The sequence below is a fragment of the Streptomyces sp. NPDC057137 genome, assembly GCF_042670825.1.
Taxonomy (GTDB): domain Bacteria; phylum Actinomycetota; class Actinomycetes; order Streptomycetales; family Streptomycetaceae; genus Streptomyces.
The window spans coordinates 509489-522879 of sequence record NZ_JBHUUW010000001.1 but is presented as its reverse complement, the minus strand read 5'-3'; the positions used below and the strand labels follow the sequence as shown (position 1 = coordinate 522879).

General features: G+C 70.9%; 14 protein-coding genes and 1 pseudogene. 8 read left to right on the top strand and 7 right to left on the bottom strand.

Annotation, left to right across the window (positions count from 1 at the left end; translation table 11 throughout):
• The first annotated feature begins 148 nt into the window (after positions 1-148).
• Positions 149-1504, top strand: coding sequence for a hypothetical protein (locus tag ACFT9I_RS02250; RefSeq protein ID WP_382559470.1), 1356 nt, complete (start codon positions 149-151; stop codon positions 1502-1504).
• On the opposite strand, the gene ACFT9I_RS02245 is transcribed toward ACFT9I_RS02250, so the two are convergent.
• Both ACFT9I_RS02245 and ACFT9I_RS02240 read right to left on the bottom strand, forming a co-directional pair.
• A complete protein-coding gene (locus ACFT9I_RS02245; RefSeq protein WP_382559632.1) occupies positions 1505-1669 on the bottom strand; it encodes a hypothetical protein in 165 nt (54 codons plus the stop codon). It abuts the gene before it with no gap.
• A gap of 315 nt (positions 1670-1984) precedes the next feature.
• Positions 1985-2347 (bottom strand): annotated as a pseudogene (locus tag ACFT9I_RS02240) (HAD family hydrolase); the annotation flags it as partial.
• Positions 2348-2509: 162 nt separating this feature from the next.
• Here ACFT9I_RS02240 and ACFT9I_RS02235 point away from each other — a divergent pair.
• The gene (locus tag ACFT9I_RS02235) at positions 2510-3019 is read left to right on the top strand and encodes a pyridoxamine 5'-phosphate oxidase family protein (protein WP_382559468.1); all 510 of its coding nucleotides are present in this window, start codon (positions 2510-2512) and stop codon (positions 3017-3019) included.
• A gap of 6 nt (positions 3020-3025) precedes the next feature.
• Here the strand turns inward: ACFT9I_RS02235 and ACFT9I_RS02230 are convergent, their stop codons facing one another.
• Positions 3026-3388, bottom strand: coding sequence for a hypothetical protein (locus ACFT9I_RS02230; RefSeq protein WP_382559466.1), 363 nt, complete (start codon positions 3386-3388; stop codon positions 3026-3028).
• 138 nt (positions 3389-3526) lie between these two features.
• On the bottom strand, positions 3527-4141 hold the full coding sequence (locus ACFT9I_RS02225) for a TetR/AcrR family transcriptional regulator (protein WP_382559464.1): 615 nt from the start codon (positions 4139-4141) through the stop codon (positions 3527-3529).
• Between the two features lie 149 nt (positions 4142-4290).
• On the opposite strand from ACFT9I_RS02225, the gene ACFT9I_RS02220 reads away from it, so the two are divergent.
• Together ACFT9I_RS02220 and ACFT9I_RS02215 are read left to right on the top strand one after the other, a co-directional pair.
• Positions 4291-4692, top strand: coding sequence for a nuclear transport factor 2 family protein (locus ACFT9I_RS02220; protein ID WP_382559462.1), 402 nt, complete (start codon positions 4291-4293; stop codon positions 4690-4692).
• A gap of 133 nt (positions 4693-4825) precedes the next feature.
• On the top strand, positions 4826-5845 hold the full coding sequence (locus ACFT9I_RS02215) for an LLM class flavin-dependent oxidoreductase (RefSeq protein WP_382559460.1): 1020 nt from the start codon (positions 4826-4828) through the stop codon (positions 5843-5845).
• A 43-nt stretch (positions 5846-5888) separates the two neighbouring features.
• Here the strand turns inward: ACFT9I_RS02215 and ACFT9I_RS02210 are convergent, their stop codons facing one another.
• The 3 genes from ACFT9I_RS02210 to ACFT9I_RS02200 all read right to left on the bottom strand — a co-directional run bounded on the left by ACFT9I_RS02210 (position 5889) and on the right by ACFT9I_RS02200 (position 8899).
• Positions 5889-6518, bottom strand: coding sequence for an HAD family hydrolase (locus tag ACFT9I_RS02210; protein WP_382559459.1), 630 nt, complete (start codon positions 6516-6518; stop codon positions 5889-5891).
• 31 nt (positions 6519-6549) lie between these two features.
• A complete protein-coding gene (locus tag ACFT9I_RS02205) occupies positions 6550-7551 on the bottom strand; it encodes an LLM class flavin-dependent oxidoreductase (RefSeq protein ID WP_382559457.1) in 1002 nt (333 codons plus the stop codon).
• A gap of 85 nt (positions 7552-7636) precedes the next feature.
• Complete coding sequence (locus ACFT9I_RS02200; protein ID WP_382559455.1) at positions 7637-8899, bottom strand: MFS transporter; 1263 nt, start codon at positions 8897-8899, stop codon at positions 7637-7639.
• A 90-nt stretch (positions 8900-8989) separates the two neighbouring features.
• Here ACFT9I_RS02200 and ACFT9I_RS02195 point away from each other — a divergent pair, with 90 nt between their 5' ends.
• From ACFT9I_RS02195 to ACFT9I_RS02180, 4 genes are all read left to right on the top strand, one after another.
• Positions 8990-9751 (top strand): DeoR/GlpR family DNA-binding transcription regulator, encoded by a 762-nt coding sequence (locus tag ACFT9I_RS02195; protein ID WP_382559453.1) that lies wholly within the window; start codon positions 8990-8992, stop codon positions 9749-9751.
• A gap of 159 nt (positions 9752-9910) precedes the next feature.
• Positions 9911-10972 (top strand): LacI family DNA-binding transcriptional regulator, encoded by a 1062-nt coding sequence (locus ACFT9I_RS02190; RefSeq protein WP_382559451.1) that lies wholly within the window; start codon positions 9911-9913, stop codon positions 10970-10972.
• A 14-nt stretch (positions 10973-10986) separates the two neighbouring features.
• Positions 10987-12306, top strand: a complete 1320-nt coding sequence (locus tag ACFT9I_RS02185) for an ADP-ribosylglycohydrolase family protein (RefSeq protein WP_382559449.1) — start codon at positions 10987-10989, stop codon at positions 12304-12306.
• Complete coding sequence (locus tag ACFT9I_RS02180) at positions 12303-13373, top strand: nucleoside hydrolase (RefSeq protein WP_382559447.1); 1071 nt, start codon at positions 12303-12305, stop codon at positions 13371-13373. Before ACFT9I_RS02185 ends, ACFT9I_RS02180 begins: the two co-directional genes overlap by 4 nt.
• Positions 13374-13391 lie beyond the last annotated feature (18 nt).

The following is a 13391-nucleotide window of genomic DNA, read 5'->3' as shown; positions in this document are numbered from 1 at the left end:
ATCTTCGCTCTGGTGGAGGCATCGGCGGTCTGTCATGTTTCAAGCAAACCCGGGCGCATCGGCAGGGGGAACGGCGCCAGGCGGAGAACCACGCGCACGCGTCGCCCCCTCGACCGAAACGGACTTCAGAGGAAACGGAGGGGGGACGGTGGCCCGTCGTCAGCCGAACATGCGTCTGGCCGCACTGCTGGCGGAGTCCGGGTGGAGCGCGAACAAACTGGCCCGCGCGGTCAACACCCTGGGCGCGGCACAGTCGCTGGCGTTACGCTACGACCGCTCATCGGTGGCCCACTGGCTCACCGGCTCCCGCCCCCGCGCCCCCGTCCCCGATCTCGTCGCCGGAGCGTTCAGCCGCCGTACCGGTCGTCTGGTCACCGCGGAGGAGACCGGCCTCACCCAGCTGTCGCACATGCCTGGCTTCCCTTCCCACGCCCCTTCCGGGGAGGCCGCCGCCCTGCACCAGATGGTCACCCTCACACGGGCCGACACCGACCCGGCACGCAGGGCCTTTCTCGTCCGGTCCGTCTACCACCTGGCCGCTGTCACCCTGCCCGAGTGGCAGGACACACCGTTCACATCGCCGGCAACAGTGGCCCGGCGGCGTGCCTCTCCGGCGGACGCGGAGATGTTACGAGGCATGACCCACGTCTTCGCCGACCTGGCGGAGCGCCACGGTGGGGCGCACGCCCGCTCGGCACTGGCCGTCTACCTCGCGGACGACGCCAGCCGCTTGCTCGTCGCCGGCGCCTCCGGGGCCCTGCGCCGGAACCTGTTCACCGCATGCGCCCAACTCACCCATCTGCTGGGGATGATGACCGCCGACGCCGGCCATCACGGTCTGGCCCAGAGCTATTACCGTGCCGCTCTGGCTCTGGCCCGGGATGCCGGAGACCGCGTCGCGTACGCGGTCACTCTGCGCGCGATGAGCGCCCAGGCGCTGTCCCTGGGACATCCTCCGTACGCCCTCGACCTCGCGGACGCGGCCGTGTCGACCGCCGGGTCCACGGCTGACGACACGACCATGGCGTTCCTGCTCAGCCAGCTCGCCGTGGCCCGCGCCAACAGTGGTCTGCGCCGCGACGCTCGCGTCGCCCTCGCATCGGCCGAAACGCATCACGGGCGGGCCGCCGGTGTGCCCGGCCCGTTCACCGGCTACCCGCTGGCCGGGCTCGACTACCAGCGGGCCCAGGTCCTGCTGGCGCTCGGCCAGCAGGCCGAGGCGCTGTCTGCCTTGCGCGACTCCGCCCGCCATCGCGCCCCGGGCCGGTGCAGGACCTCGGCCCTCACGGAGGCCAGCCTGGCCGAAGTCCTGCTGACGGTCGGCTACTTGGAGGAGGCGTGCACCCACTGGCACCAGTTCCTCGACCGCTGCCCCCAGCTGCACTCGGCCCGGTCCGACCAGGCCCTGACCCGGCTCCGCCACGCACTGGGCCCGCACCGACGGCAGAGACACGCGGCCGCTGTGTGGGACCGGGCCCACGCGCTCTCTGTCGCACTTGGCTGATCACTCCTCTTTCGGAGGGGCGTCCACCTTCGGAGGCGCGTCCACCTCGGGGAAGGCACTGTCCTCGCCGGACCGGATGTCACCGCCTTCCGTCACTTCGACGACGGGGCAGGGCTGTTGGGCGCCGGCCGGCAACGGCACGCTGAACGCGAAGGGATCATCCATGCGTCCTGGATACGTGTCTTCCGCGCCCGCTCCGGGAGGCGACCGGTGTCCTGGAGGCCATCCACCCGAAGAATCGTTCCTCATGCACCCACCTGCCGGATCTGAGCCTGGGCACCGGGTGAGGGACGGCGCGTGCAGCGTCTGCACACCGCTGACCTGCGTGGTCCGGATTGGGTGAGACGTGAGACGTGTGGACTCGGTTCGTCGAGACGGCATGGCAGGTCTCGGGGTTGAGACGGGTTGGCGGCGCCCTGTTCCGGTGTGACGGATCTTCGCTTCCTGCTGAACGGCGCGGCCGTTACTGACGATCACGCAGGTCCAGCCGTCGGCCTGCGCTCTGCCCAGAGCCTCGCGTGAGGAGTTCCTCAGGACGACGCGGTCGGCGGCGCCGGTGTCGAGAAGTATGCGGATGGCGACGGCCGGCACCGTGTCCCCGTAACGGTCGGTCAGGGCGGCGGCGACTTCGTGTCGCGCGGTATAGCCGCCGGCGTCGACGGCCATCGCCCACGTGAGGTCGGAGGCGGGCAGGCCGTGCTCGGCGAGGAAGTCGGCGACGGCGGTACGGAAGGCCGCGTCGCGGTCGACCAGGGTGTTGTCGAGGTCCAGCAGCAGCAACGGCACGAACGGGAGTAGATCACGGACAACTGGCTTCGGGGTGGTGAGTTTCCCGTCGTGCATCAATGGCCCGCGACGTGTCAGTGGGCCTACGGCTTCAACTCTAAGGTGGCGCCGAACGTGGAGCCCAGGAGCCCACACTGTTGACTCAGCCCACGGGGCGGGTACTGCGGCCGCGCTGCCGACAAATGTCGCTCAGCGGGCTGTGGGCATCCGGCGGTGGCCATGGGACAGTTGATCATGAATGTGACCAACCCATGGCTGGCCGGCCCGGCGCCGAAGGAGCGGCTCGATCCAGAGCGGCTGGAAGAGCGGATACTCAACCTGCTGTCGTCGCAGAACATGTGCGTGCTGGCGACGGCAGGGGCGGAAGGGCCACTGGCGACGCCGGTTCGCTACTTCCATCTCGACTTCGCGGTGATGTTCACGGCGGCCCCGGGTTCGCCGAAGATGAGGAACCTCGCCGCCGACCCCCGGGCCTCGGTGGGGATCTTGTCCGGCGCGGGTGGTCGTGCGGGAGGCAGCGCCATGGGTGCCGGTGCGGTTCACGTGGAGGACCGCGGCCAAGAGGCTGGGAAGGTGGTGGTCGGGTGGCCGGTCGATGTCCAGGGCTCGGCCGCGGTGCCCGGTACCGCCACTCCCGCACGGCCAGGCACGTTGACACCAACAGCCCGCCCCAGTCGGTGCGAAGCGCACACGCGGGTGGCCCCGCGCGCGGGCGGGGCCACTCACTGATTGTGCTCAGGTGGCGTACAGGCGTACGTACTTGCCGGCCTTGGCGTCCTCGGTCTTACAGATGTAGGCCTTCCACTTCTTCGCCTTGAGGCCGGCCTGCCCCATCTTGTCGCATTTCACGTGGGCGTCCTTGATGGATTTGGCGCTGCTGTAGGGCCCCCAGGATGCGACGGGGCCGGCGCTCGCCGCTGCGGCCGTGTTCTTGTTGTCACTTGCCGCAGCGGGGGCGGCGGTGGCGGCGGTGGCGGCGGTGGCGGCCCCAACCATGCCGATCACGGCTAAGGCGACGACGGCGTTGACGATCTTTCGCTGCTTCATGATTTCCCCGTTGAGTCGGTGATCGGTTCTGAGGGCGAGACGCCGCGCCATGCCGGAGCGGTTCCTTCGCTGACGCCGAACGCGCGGAAGCCCCCAATGGCGCGGGAGATTCGTCATGTGCCCTGAACTGCCCCGGAGCAGAACGGTGTTGCGGTGAATGACCGTGCGACACATGTGGGCGGGAGCCGGTCACGCGGAACTGACGCGGCTCACCAGGTCGGCACGCGCGCTGTCGAGGATCTCGTCGGCGAGGGCGGGGTCCGCGTCGGCGACGGCGCGGGACAGCAACAGGGCGCCGGCCATCTCGCTGAAAAGGGCGATGGCCCGCGCTCGTCGCTCGCCCTCGTCGAGTCCGGGTGCTTCGACGATCTGCGTGAAGCGGTCGAGGTTGGCCGCCAGGCCCTTCGCGTAGTGCGCGCGGGCGGCCGGGTCCAGGCGGCGGGCGTCGCCCGCGAAGCCCGTGTTGGGGCAGCCGTGTTCGATGTCGGCGCGGTGTTCGGGTGACAGGTACCAGTTGATCTGTTCCGTGAGCGGATCGCTGCCGTGGGTCTGGGACGCCGTGATGGCTTCGTCGAGGTTGCCGTACCCGTCCGCCATGGCCTTGGTGACGACCGTGTCGACGAGTGCGTCCTTCGAGGCGAAGTGGTTGTAGAAGCCTCCGCGCGTCAGACCGGCCGCGCCCATCAGTTCCACGAGACCCACGGCATCGACGCCGCGCTCACGGAACAGGCTGTCCGCGGCGGCGATGATCGCCTCTCGGTTCTCTGCTGCTTGCTGCTTCGAGACGCCCACTGTGTCCTCCAAAGCCCCGCTCTTGGGACGACTGTAGCCAGCCGGAACGAAGATCTCAATGTCGGTCGTCATTGACATCGTCGCGCAGCGGACGTAAAAACAATGTCGATCGACATCGTGATGGGGCAACGGGTCCCATCGGTGACCTCGTGGAGTCCGGCATGACCACACCCGAGCAGAACAAGGCGCTGGTGCTGAACGCGTTCGACACGCTGTTCAACCACCGTGACTACGCCGCCGCCGAAAGACTCTGGTCCGAGCACTACATCCAGCACAGCGCGCACATCGCACCGGGGCGCACAGGGCTGTTCGACCTGATCCGCTCACTGCCCGACACGCTGCGCCACGAGCACCAACTCGTACTCGCCGAAGGCGACCACGTCATGGTCTACGGCCGCTTCAGCGGCACCGGCAGCCCCGCCGCCTCGGTGGCGGCCGACGTGGTACGCATCGAGAACGGCAGACTCGCCGAGCACTGGGACGTCCTGCAGGACGAGGCGACCCGCGCCGAGTCCGTCAGCGGCCTGCCGATGTTCGGCGACCGGTTCCCGCCCGGCAGCTGACCGGTTGCGCCGAACGAACCCGACCGGACGGCCGGCAACAGCGCTTTCGCAGACGCCAAGTCCCGCCGACCTCGAACTCCCCGGCGCGCGCCCGGGAAGCGGGGTGGCCTTTCTCCCTCCAAGGAGCCTCACGATGGACGTGTCCTGCCAGTTCGCCACATCGCTGCACTCTCCCGAACACATCGCCGCCGCCGAGCAGTTGGGCTACCACCGCGCCTGGCTGCACGACACCCCCGCCCAGAGCCCCGACGTCTGGGCGATGCTGGCGCTGGCCGCCGAACGTACCCACCGCATCCATCTCGCCCCCGGTGTCCTCGTGCCGACGCTGCGCCATCCCATGGTCAACGCCTCCGGTGCCGCCGCACTCGCAGCCCTCGCCCCGGGCCGGGTGGCGCTCGCCTTCGGTACCGGGTTCAACGGCACGCGCGCCCTCGGCGAACCGCCGGCCACCTGGGGCTACCTCAGCACGTACGTCCGCGCGGTACGGGGCCTGTTGCGTGGTGACACCGTGGAATGGAACGGCGCCTCCGTCCGCATGATGCATCCCGGCGCGAACGCACCCCAACGCCCCATCGACATCCCGGTGCTGGTGTCCGCGCTCGGCCCCAAAGGGCTGGCCGTCGCGCACCAGATCGCTGACGGCCTCTTCACCGTGAACGGCGAAACCGCCCGCGCCCACGAATTCGCCTGGTCCGCCCTGGGTGTCCACGGCACCGTCCTGAGCGAGGACGAACCGCTCGACTCCTCCCGGGTCCGCGCCGCCGCCGGCCCCGGCAACGCGCTGGCCTACCACGCCGCCTACGAGTTCGGCGGCGATCCCGCCTCCCTGCCCGGCGGACAAGCCTGGCTCGACGCCGTAACCTCGCGTCCCCTCGGCGAACGCCATCTCGCCGTACACGATCAGCACCTCACCGGCCTCAACGCGGCCGACAACGCCGCCTGGACGGCGGGAAGTTGGCAGGCGATCACCTCCACCACCGTCACCGGAACCCCCGACCGCATCCGTGACCAGCTCACCGCCTACGCCCGAGACGGCATCACCGAGATCGTCTACCAGCCCACCGGCCCCGACATCCGCGGCGAACTCGAACGCTTCATCGCCATCGCCATCGCCATCGCCATCGCCACCGATGTACCGCTGACGTCCTCGTGATCGAGCGGGGCAGGAACCCCGACCCAGCCCCCGGCGCGCGGGATCACCACGTACAACTGTCGGACAGCAGCCAGGTCTCGACGGTCGCCGCCAGCTCGTCGAGTCCGGTGAAGACGTGGCCGTGCATGCCGACGGCTCGCGCCGCGCGTACGTTCTCCTCGCGGTCGTCGATGAAGAGGAAGTCGGCGGGGGCGGCCCGCATGGCGGCGACGCAGTGGTGGAACGCCGCCGGGTCCGGCTTCGCCGCGTTGATTTTTCCGGAGAACGCCACGTGGTCCAGGTCGCTCAGCCAGGGCTGCGCGGCGCGGAAGGCGTCGGCGTGGTCGGAGGGAATGTTGGACAGCAGGGCGACCTCGACGAGGTTGTGCAGGGACCGCACGTAGGCGACCATGCGGCCGTCGACGCGTGACCAGCTGTCGATGTCGGCGAGCCGCAGCTCCTCGACCGTGCCGGCGTCGGCGGTGCGGGAGAGCCATCGCAGTACGGCCGCCCAGTACTCGGACGCGGACCCCTGCCCGGCGTCGTAGGGCGGGCGGCAGGCCCAGTAGGCCTCGGTGAAGGCGTCCGTGGGCACGTCGCACCGGGCGGCCATCTCCGCCAGGGCGCCGGGGCGTTGGTGGCATGCGATGACGCCGAAGAGGTCGAACAGCACGATGCGTCGGTCGGTGCTCATGGCGGGTCTTCCTCCGGGGCAAGGCTTGGGTTCAGTGGCGGGAGGCCAGGGCGCGGGCGAGTGAGTCGAGGGCGGCCAGCGCGTCGGGGCCGGTGGGAGTGAGGACGACGCTGGTGGCGCCTGCCGCGTGGCGGGCCTGGATTGCCGCGCGCGCCTGGTCGGGGGTGCCGGCGATGCTCAGCTCGCGGATCCAGGCGGCGGGCATGGTCCGGACGAACTCCTGGGCGTCGGCGCAGGCGGCGTGGTGCGCGCGCAGCTCGGCGGCGAAGGGAAGGGGGTCGATGTGCGCGGCCCAGTCCGGTTCGCCGACGGCGCCGAGGCCCTCACGGACACGGTTGAGGGCGGCGTCCTCGTCGTCATCGACGGCTGCGGCGTCGTAGGTGACGATTTCGAGGCCGCCGGAGTTCGACGCGTTGCCCATGTGCCGCAGCGAGGAGGCGATGTAGGCGGGGCCGGCGGGCTCGGCCAGGAGGAGTCCGTCGGCCACTTCGCCCGCGGCCGCCTGGGATTTGGGGCCGCGGACGCCGAGGATGACCGGCGGGACGATGTCGGGGGTCTCGGTGAGGACGACGCCTTCGCAGCGCACGTACCGGCCGTTCGCCGGGCCGGGCTCGCCGGACATGAGCAGGCGCAGCGCGGTCGTGTACTCCTTGAGCAGGGTCAGGGGGCTGGCGGGCCAGGCCCCCGCCTGGCGCATCCAGTGGGGCATGCCGTGGCCGATGCCGGCGATCAGCCGGCCGGGGTAGAGCTGGGCGAGGGTGGCCAGTTCCATCGCGGCGAAGCACACGTTGCGGGCGCCGGCGGGCATGATGCCGATGCCGACGGTGAGGTGGGTGGTGCTGGCGAGGACGGGGCCTGCCTGGGCGAGTCCGCCGCGGAAGCCGAGGTCCTCCACCACCCAGATCTGGTCGAATCCCAGCTCCTCGGCCCGCCGGGCGTAGGGCAGCACGTCCTGGACGGGCAGGTCGCGGGGCAGCATGACACCGACACGGCCGCGGGCGGGGCTGGCAGGGGTGGTGTCTGTCTCGGGCATCGGGGCTCTTTCCGTTGGCGGTGGATTCCCCGGCGTCGGCATGGTCCGTGGGCCGGGGGTGGGCGGGAGCCTGTGCGGCACGGTGTCAGGGCGCGTGCCGCACAGGCGGTCGGTGACTGCTCCGCGCCACCTCGCGGGCGCCGCCGGATCCGGTGCGCAGGACTCCGGCAGCGGTGGCGGTGATCGCACACAGCAGGGTGAGGAGCAGGAAGGCGTGGTTCAGCGGTACGAGATGGGTCAGCCAGCCGATGACGGCCGGGCCGGAGAGCATGCCGAGGTAGCCGAGCCCGGCGACGCGGGAGATGTTGACCCCGGCGGCGGAGGGGTCGAGGCGCCAGGTCGCGCTGTACAGCTGGGGTACGCAGCCGGACAGTCCCAGTCCGAACAGCGCCCAGCCCGCGAACGCGGCCCAGATCCACGGTGTGACGGACACGATCGTGATCCCGACGGCGGCCGTGATCGCGCCGTAGCGCAGGACCGCCATGGGCCCGAACCGGCCGGACACGCGGTCGGCGAGCAGCCGTCCGGTGGTCATGGCCGCCGCGTAGGTGCCGTACGCGAAGGCGGCGGTGCTCGCGGGCGCGCCGAGGACGTCCTTCAGGTGCAGCGCGCTCCAGTCGTTGGCGGCGCCCTCGGCCAGCATGACCATCGCGGCCAGGGAGGCGAGGATCCAGATCCGCCCGGGGGGCTTGCGCCGCTTCCCGGCGCGGACCCGCTCGCCGTCCGCGCCGTCCGCGCCGTCCGCGCCGTCCGCGGCAGTGGTCGCGGTGGCGGTGGTGGCGGGCTGCGGCGCGGTCCGAAGCAGAGCCCGTGCCGACACCAGTGCGATCACGATGCCGACGACTCCCACGGTGGCCATGCCCATGGGCGGGCTCATGCCGGCGCTCGCGGTGCCCACTCCGACGAGTGCGGCGATGACACCGCCGACGGAGAACATGGCGTGGAAGGCTGACATGATCGGCCGGTTGTACGCCTTCTCCACGTGCACGGCGTGGGCGTTCATGCTCACGTCGAGGCAGCCGTTGCAGAAGCCGAAGACCAGCAGGGCACCCGCCAGCGTCCAGACATCCGGCGACAGGCCGGGCAGCACCAGGGTCGCGCCGGCCAGAACTCCGCCGATGGGGAGCACCACGTGCGCCCCGAGGCGGTCGGCCAGCCGCCCGGCCACCCGCATGCCGGTGAAGGCCCCGAGCCCCAGCAGCACCAGCAGGCTCCCCAGCGTGGCGTGGCTGATGCCGACCCGTTCTTCGATGGCGGGGATGTGCACCACCCAGGTGCCGATCAGGCTGCCGCACAGGGCGAAGTAGACGAAGTTCGCCACGCGGGCGGATCGAAGCGAGCGGTCCATGCCAACCACCATAACGAACATCTATCGTGTTTGGAAATCCATCTAATGAACAGCTTGGATGTTCGGTTCGAGGTGGTGTTCAATCGCGGTATGAGCAACGCAGACCGGCACAGGCTGATCGCCCATGCCGTCAGGGAGTCGGGCAGTTCCTCGGTCCAGGAACTCGCCGAGCTGACCGGCGCCTCGGAGATGACCATCCGGCGCGACCTCGACACGCTGACCGCACAGGGCGCCCTCGAACGCGTCCGCGGCGGAGCGCGCGCCCTGCTGCTCAGGGGTGAGGAGCCGCCCTTCGCGCTGCGCGCCCACGATGCCGTCGACGCCAAGCGCCGGATCGCCGCCGAGGTGTCCTCACTCGTCGCCGACGGCGAGACCGTCCTCCTGGACAGCGGCACCACCTGTCTGGAGGTCGCCAGGCTCCTGCGGCAACGGCCGATCACCGTGATGCCCCTGTCCCTGCAGGCCATCCACACACTCGGCGACTCCCCGGGCCCCACCACGCTGATGGTGCCCGGCGGACGGCCCCGGGCCGCCGAGGGAGCCCTCACCGGCCCCCTCACCCTCGCGTCCCTGGCGGCGCTGCGCTTCGACACCGCGATCATGGGCTGCTGCGGCCTGAGCGCGGCCGAGGGCCTCACCGCCTACGACCTCGACGACGCCGCGGTGAAGAAGGCCGCCATCGCCTCCAGCCGCCGCATCGTCGTCGCCGCCGACGGCAGCAAACTCGGCCACACCGCCCACGCCCACGTCGGCCCCGCCACGCTCCTGCACACCCTGGTCACCGACGGCACGGCGCCCGCCGACGAGGTGGCCGCACTCGAAGCGGCCGGCACCGTCGTCAAGACCGTCTGACGAGACCGCCGCGCGGGCCGGAGCGCGGCGGTCTGCTCGTCACGGAGGGTATCGATCACCCTCGGTCGAATTACAGACAGCGCACCCCTTGACTTTTTGGCGCGATCTGGATGACTGTTGCCACTCGAACGCAAACCGGTTTGCAAGCGAGGAGCGCAGATGGACGAGACGGATGGCGCGTCTACGACAACCCCTGAGCAAACCGGTTTGGGTGTTGGTGGGGCGAAGGGGCCCGCGACCATATCGGACGTCGCCGCGCGGGCCGGAGTGAGCAAGACGACCGTCTCGCACGTGCTGTCCGGCCGGCGGCCCGTTTCCGAGGCCACCCGTCGCAAGGTGACGCGCGCGGTCGAGGAGATGGGGTTCCAGCAGAACTTCTTCGCACTCGGCCTGTCCGGTCGCCGCAGTCAGACCATCGCGCTGGTCGTCCAGGACCTGACGAACCCGTTCTATCCCGCCCTCGCGCGTGGTCTTCAACAGGCGGTCGGAGGGCGCGAGTACGTCGTCCTGCTGGCGGACGTCGGAGCCGGTACGCCGCCGATCGGAGCCTTCCTCAACGAGGCCGTCCAGCGCCGGGTGGACGGAGTGGTCGTGGCCGCCGTCGACGTACCGGACCGCATGCTGGAACCGCTCCTCGCCTCGGGGGCCCGGGTGGTGACCGTCGGCTCACCCCGGCACGGCACATCGACCGATGTGGTGTCGTCCGACGACGAGAGAATCGCCGCCGACGCGGTCGCCTACCTGCACGGTCGGGGCCATCGAAACCTCGGCATCATCTCCGGCCCCAGCCGGGTCGCTCCTGGTTCGGCGCGGCTCGACGGCTACCGGCAGGCTCTGCGTGATCACGGTCTACGGCCCCTGCGGGCGGCCGAGGCGGTGGGTGACTGGACGCGGGAGTCCGGGGCGAAAGCGATGAACCTGCTGATGGACCTGGAGCGCCGGCCGACGGCGGTCTTCTGCGCCAACGACCTCATGGCGATCGGCGCCCTCGACGCGGCCCGTTCGCTCGGTCTGTCCGTCCCCTCCGATGTCGCCGTCCTGGGGGTGGACGACATCGACGCGGCCAGCCTCGTCAGCCCTTCCCTGACCACGGTGCGGGTCCCGGCCCAGGAGATCGGGCGAGTGGCGGGAGAGCTGTTGCTCGCCCGCATAGACGCGCCCTCCGAGACGCCCCGCCGCGTCCTGGTCCAGCACCACCTCGTCAATCGTGAATCTGCCTGAGGAGCTCACCGCTCGTGCACGACGTACTCGACCCACGCGATCTCGTCCCCGACGAAGCCGAACAGCTTCTGTCGTCGGGCCACCCGGCCCAGGATCTGCTCAACGACGCCCGTCGGGCCGCCGCGGCCGACGACCTCGCCGCGCTGGCCTCCATATCGGAGGCGCTCTCCACCATGCGGCGCTCCACCGGCTGGGACTTCGACGAGCCGTCCGACCCCCAGGAGATCCGGGCGGCGCTCGCCCCGGCGGCACCCGCCCGGCCCGCCGTCGCGGAACAGCTTCCGCGCCGACTGGCGGGCGCCTGGCTGGGGCGGTGCGTGGCCAACACGATGGGCAAGCCCGTCGAGGGACTGACGCGGGACGAGGTCGGCATCTACCTGCGGGCCGTCGGCCAGTGGCCGCAGACCGGATACATCCCCCTGCTGGACGAACTGCCCGCCGGGGTCAGCCACTTGCACGAATCGGCCCCCTACGCCGCGGGCGGCCGCTTCGACGCCATTCCGCGCGACGACGACCTGGACTGGACGATCCTCGGCCTGCACCTGCTGGAGACGTACGGAAGCGGCCTGACGACCGAGGACATCGGCCGCGAGTGGCTCGACCGCGTCCCCTTCACCCAGACCTTCACGGCGGAGCGGGCGGCGTACCGCAACCTCATCCGCGGCCTGAAGCCGCCACACACCGCCACCCATGACAATCCGTACCGTGAATGGATCGGCGCGCTGATCCGGACGGACATCTACGGCTACGTCCGGCCCGGCGATCCGCGCGCCGCGGCGAAGATGGCACTGACGGACGCCGTCCTCTCGCACACCGCCAACGGGATCTACGGCGCCATGTGGTCGGCCGCACTGGTCGCCGAGGCCCTCGTCTCCACCGAGCCGATCGACGCCCTGCGCGCCGCACTCACCGTCGTACCGCCGCGCTCCCGGCTCCACGCGAGCCAGGCCGAACTGCTGCGCCTGGCCGAGCGGGGCGCCGACGAGGAGACCGCACAGCGCTGGATCGACAGCGAACTGGGTGGCTACAACTGGGTGCACACCGTCAACAACGCCGCCATCATCGCCGCGGCACTCCTGTGGGGTGAGGGCGACTTCGTCCGCAGCGTCGCCCTCGCCGTCCGCGCCGGCCGCGACACCGACTCGACGGCGGCGACGGTCGGCAGTGTCTTCGGCGCCCTGCACGGACCCGACGCCGTACCTGCCCGACTCGTGGAGCCGACCGGGGGAGTGGTCCGCAGCGCGGTCCGCGGTTTCGACCGGATCACCGTCACCGAACTCGCCGCCCGGACCGAAGTCGTCCGCGCGGCCTTCGAACAGGAAGTACGCGCATGACCACCAACACGCGCACGACCGGCACGCGCACGACCGGCACGCACACGACCGGCGCACACCTGACCGGCACACGCAGGATCGTGATCGACACCGACCCCGGCCTGGGCGAACCCGGATCCGACATCGACGACGGCCTGGCCATCGCCCTGGCCCTGCGCTCGCCCGAACTGACCGTCGAGGCACTGACCGTCGTCAACGGCAACGTCGACGTCGACACAGGAGTCGACGTCGCGAGGCGCCTCACCCAGCGCCTGGGCCACCCGGACCTCCCCGTCCTGCGCGGCGCCGACCGGCCGCTGCTGCGCGACATGGCTCCGCTCCGCGCACTGTTCGACGATGTCGTCGGTGACCGTCCCGTCGCCCCGACAGCGGCGAGGGACCGGCTCGGACCGACCAGCGACCTCACCGCTGCCGCGTACCTCGTGGAACTCGCGGCAGCGCATCCGGGCGAGATCTCGGTGGTCGCCATCGGCCCCATGACCAACCTCGCGCTGGCCCTGCGCCTCGACCCGGGGTTCGCGCGGAACGTGGCGGAGATCGTCATGATGGCCGGTTCCGCCACCGGGTACGCCCAGAACATCACCGTGGTCGGTGACTTCAACGCCTACGTCGACCCCGAGGCGCTCGCGATGGTCCTGGCCAGCGGTGCCCGGCTGCGCATGGTGGGCATCGACCAGACCTCCCGGGTGCGGCTGACCCGCGACGACGCCGCCGTCCTGTCCCGTGGTGACTCCTTCGGCCGCTGGGCCGGCGAGTGCGCGCTGGCCTGGATCGACTTCCTGGCCAGGGCCTTCCCCCTGCGCGAGGAACACAGGGACGCCTGCTTCCTGCACGACCCGCTGGTCGTGGCGGCCGTCATCGACCCGTCCCTGTGCACCTGGGCCGACGCCCACGTGGCCACCGACACCACCAGCGAACTCGCCCGGGGCCTGGTGGTGGCGGACCGCGGACTCGCCCTCGCTCCGCCCCCCGGTCCCCCCAACGCATCGGTCGCCGTCGACACCGACGTGCCTGGCTTCGGCCGCCTCTTCCTCGATCGCCTCACCGGTACCTCCGCCGGCGATTGACCGCGATTCCCATGACCG

What these genes read in the sequence shown, in the direction of transcription:
- ACFT9I_RS02245 (WP_382559632.1), bottom strand. Translation starts at nt 1,669, where the DNA reads ATGGATGATCCCTTCGCGTTCAGCGTGCCGTTGCCGGCCGGCGCCCAA.
- ACFT9I_RS02235 (WP_382559468.1), top strand. Translation starts at nt 2,510, where the DNA reads ATGGGACAGTTGATCATGAATGTGACCAACCCATGGCTGGCCGGCCCG.
- ACFT9I_RS02230 (WP_382559466.1), bottom strand. Translation starts at nt 3,388, where the DNA reads ATGGCGCGGCGTCTCGCCCTCAGAACCGATCACCGACTCAACGGGGAA.
- ACFT9I_RS02220 (WP_382559462.1), top strand. Translation starts at nt 4,291, where the DNA reads ATGACCACACCCGAGCAGAACAAGGCGCTGGTGCTGAACGCGTTCGAC.
- ACFT9I_RS02215 (WP_382559460.1), top strand. Translation starts at nt 4,826, where the DNA reads ATGGACGTGTCCTGCCAGTTCGCCACATCGCTGCACTCTCCCGAACAC.
- ACFT9I_RS02210 (WP_382559459.1), bottom strand. Translation starts at nt 6,518, where the DNA reads ATGAGCACCGACCGACGCATCGTGCTGTTCGACCTCTTCGGCGTCATC.
- ACFT9I_RS02205 (WP_382559457.1), bottom strand. Translation starts at nt 7,551, where the DNA reads ATGCCCGAGACAGACACCACCCCTGCCAGCCCCGCCCGCGGCCGTGTC.
- ACFT9I_RS02200 (WP_382559455.1), bottom strand. Translation starts at nt 8,899, where the DNA reads ATGGACCGCTCGCTTCGATCCGCCCGCGTGGCGAACTTCGTCTACTTC.
- ACFT9I_RS02195 (WP_382559453.1), top strand. Translation starts at nt 8,990, where the DNA reads ATGAGCAACGCAGACCGGCACAGGCTGATCGCCCATGCCGTCAGGGAG.
- ACFT9I_RS02190 (WP_382559451.1), top strand. Translation starts at nt 9,911, where the DNA reads ATGGACGAGACGGATGGCGCGTCTACGACAACCCCTGAGCAAACCGGT.
- ACFT9I_RS02180 (WP_382559447.1), top strand. Translation starts at nt 12,303, where the DNA reads ATGACCACCAACACGCGCACGACCGGCACGCGCACGACCGGCACGCAC.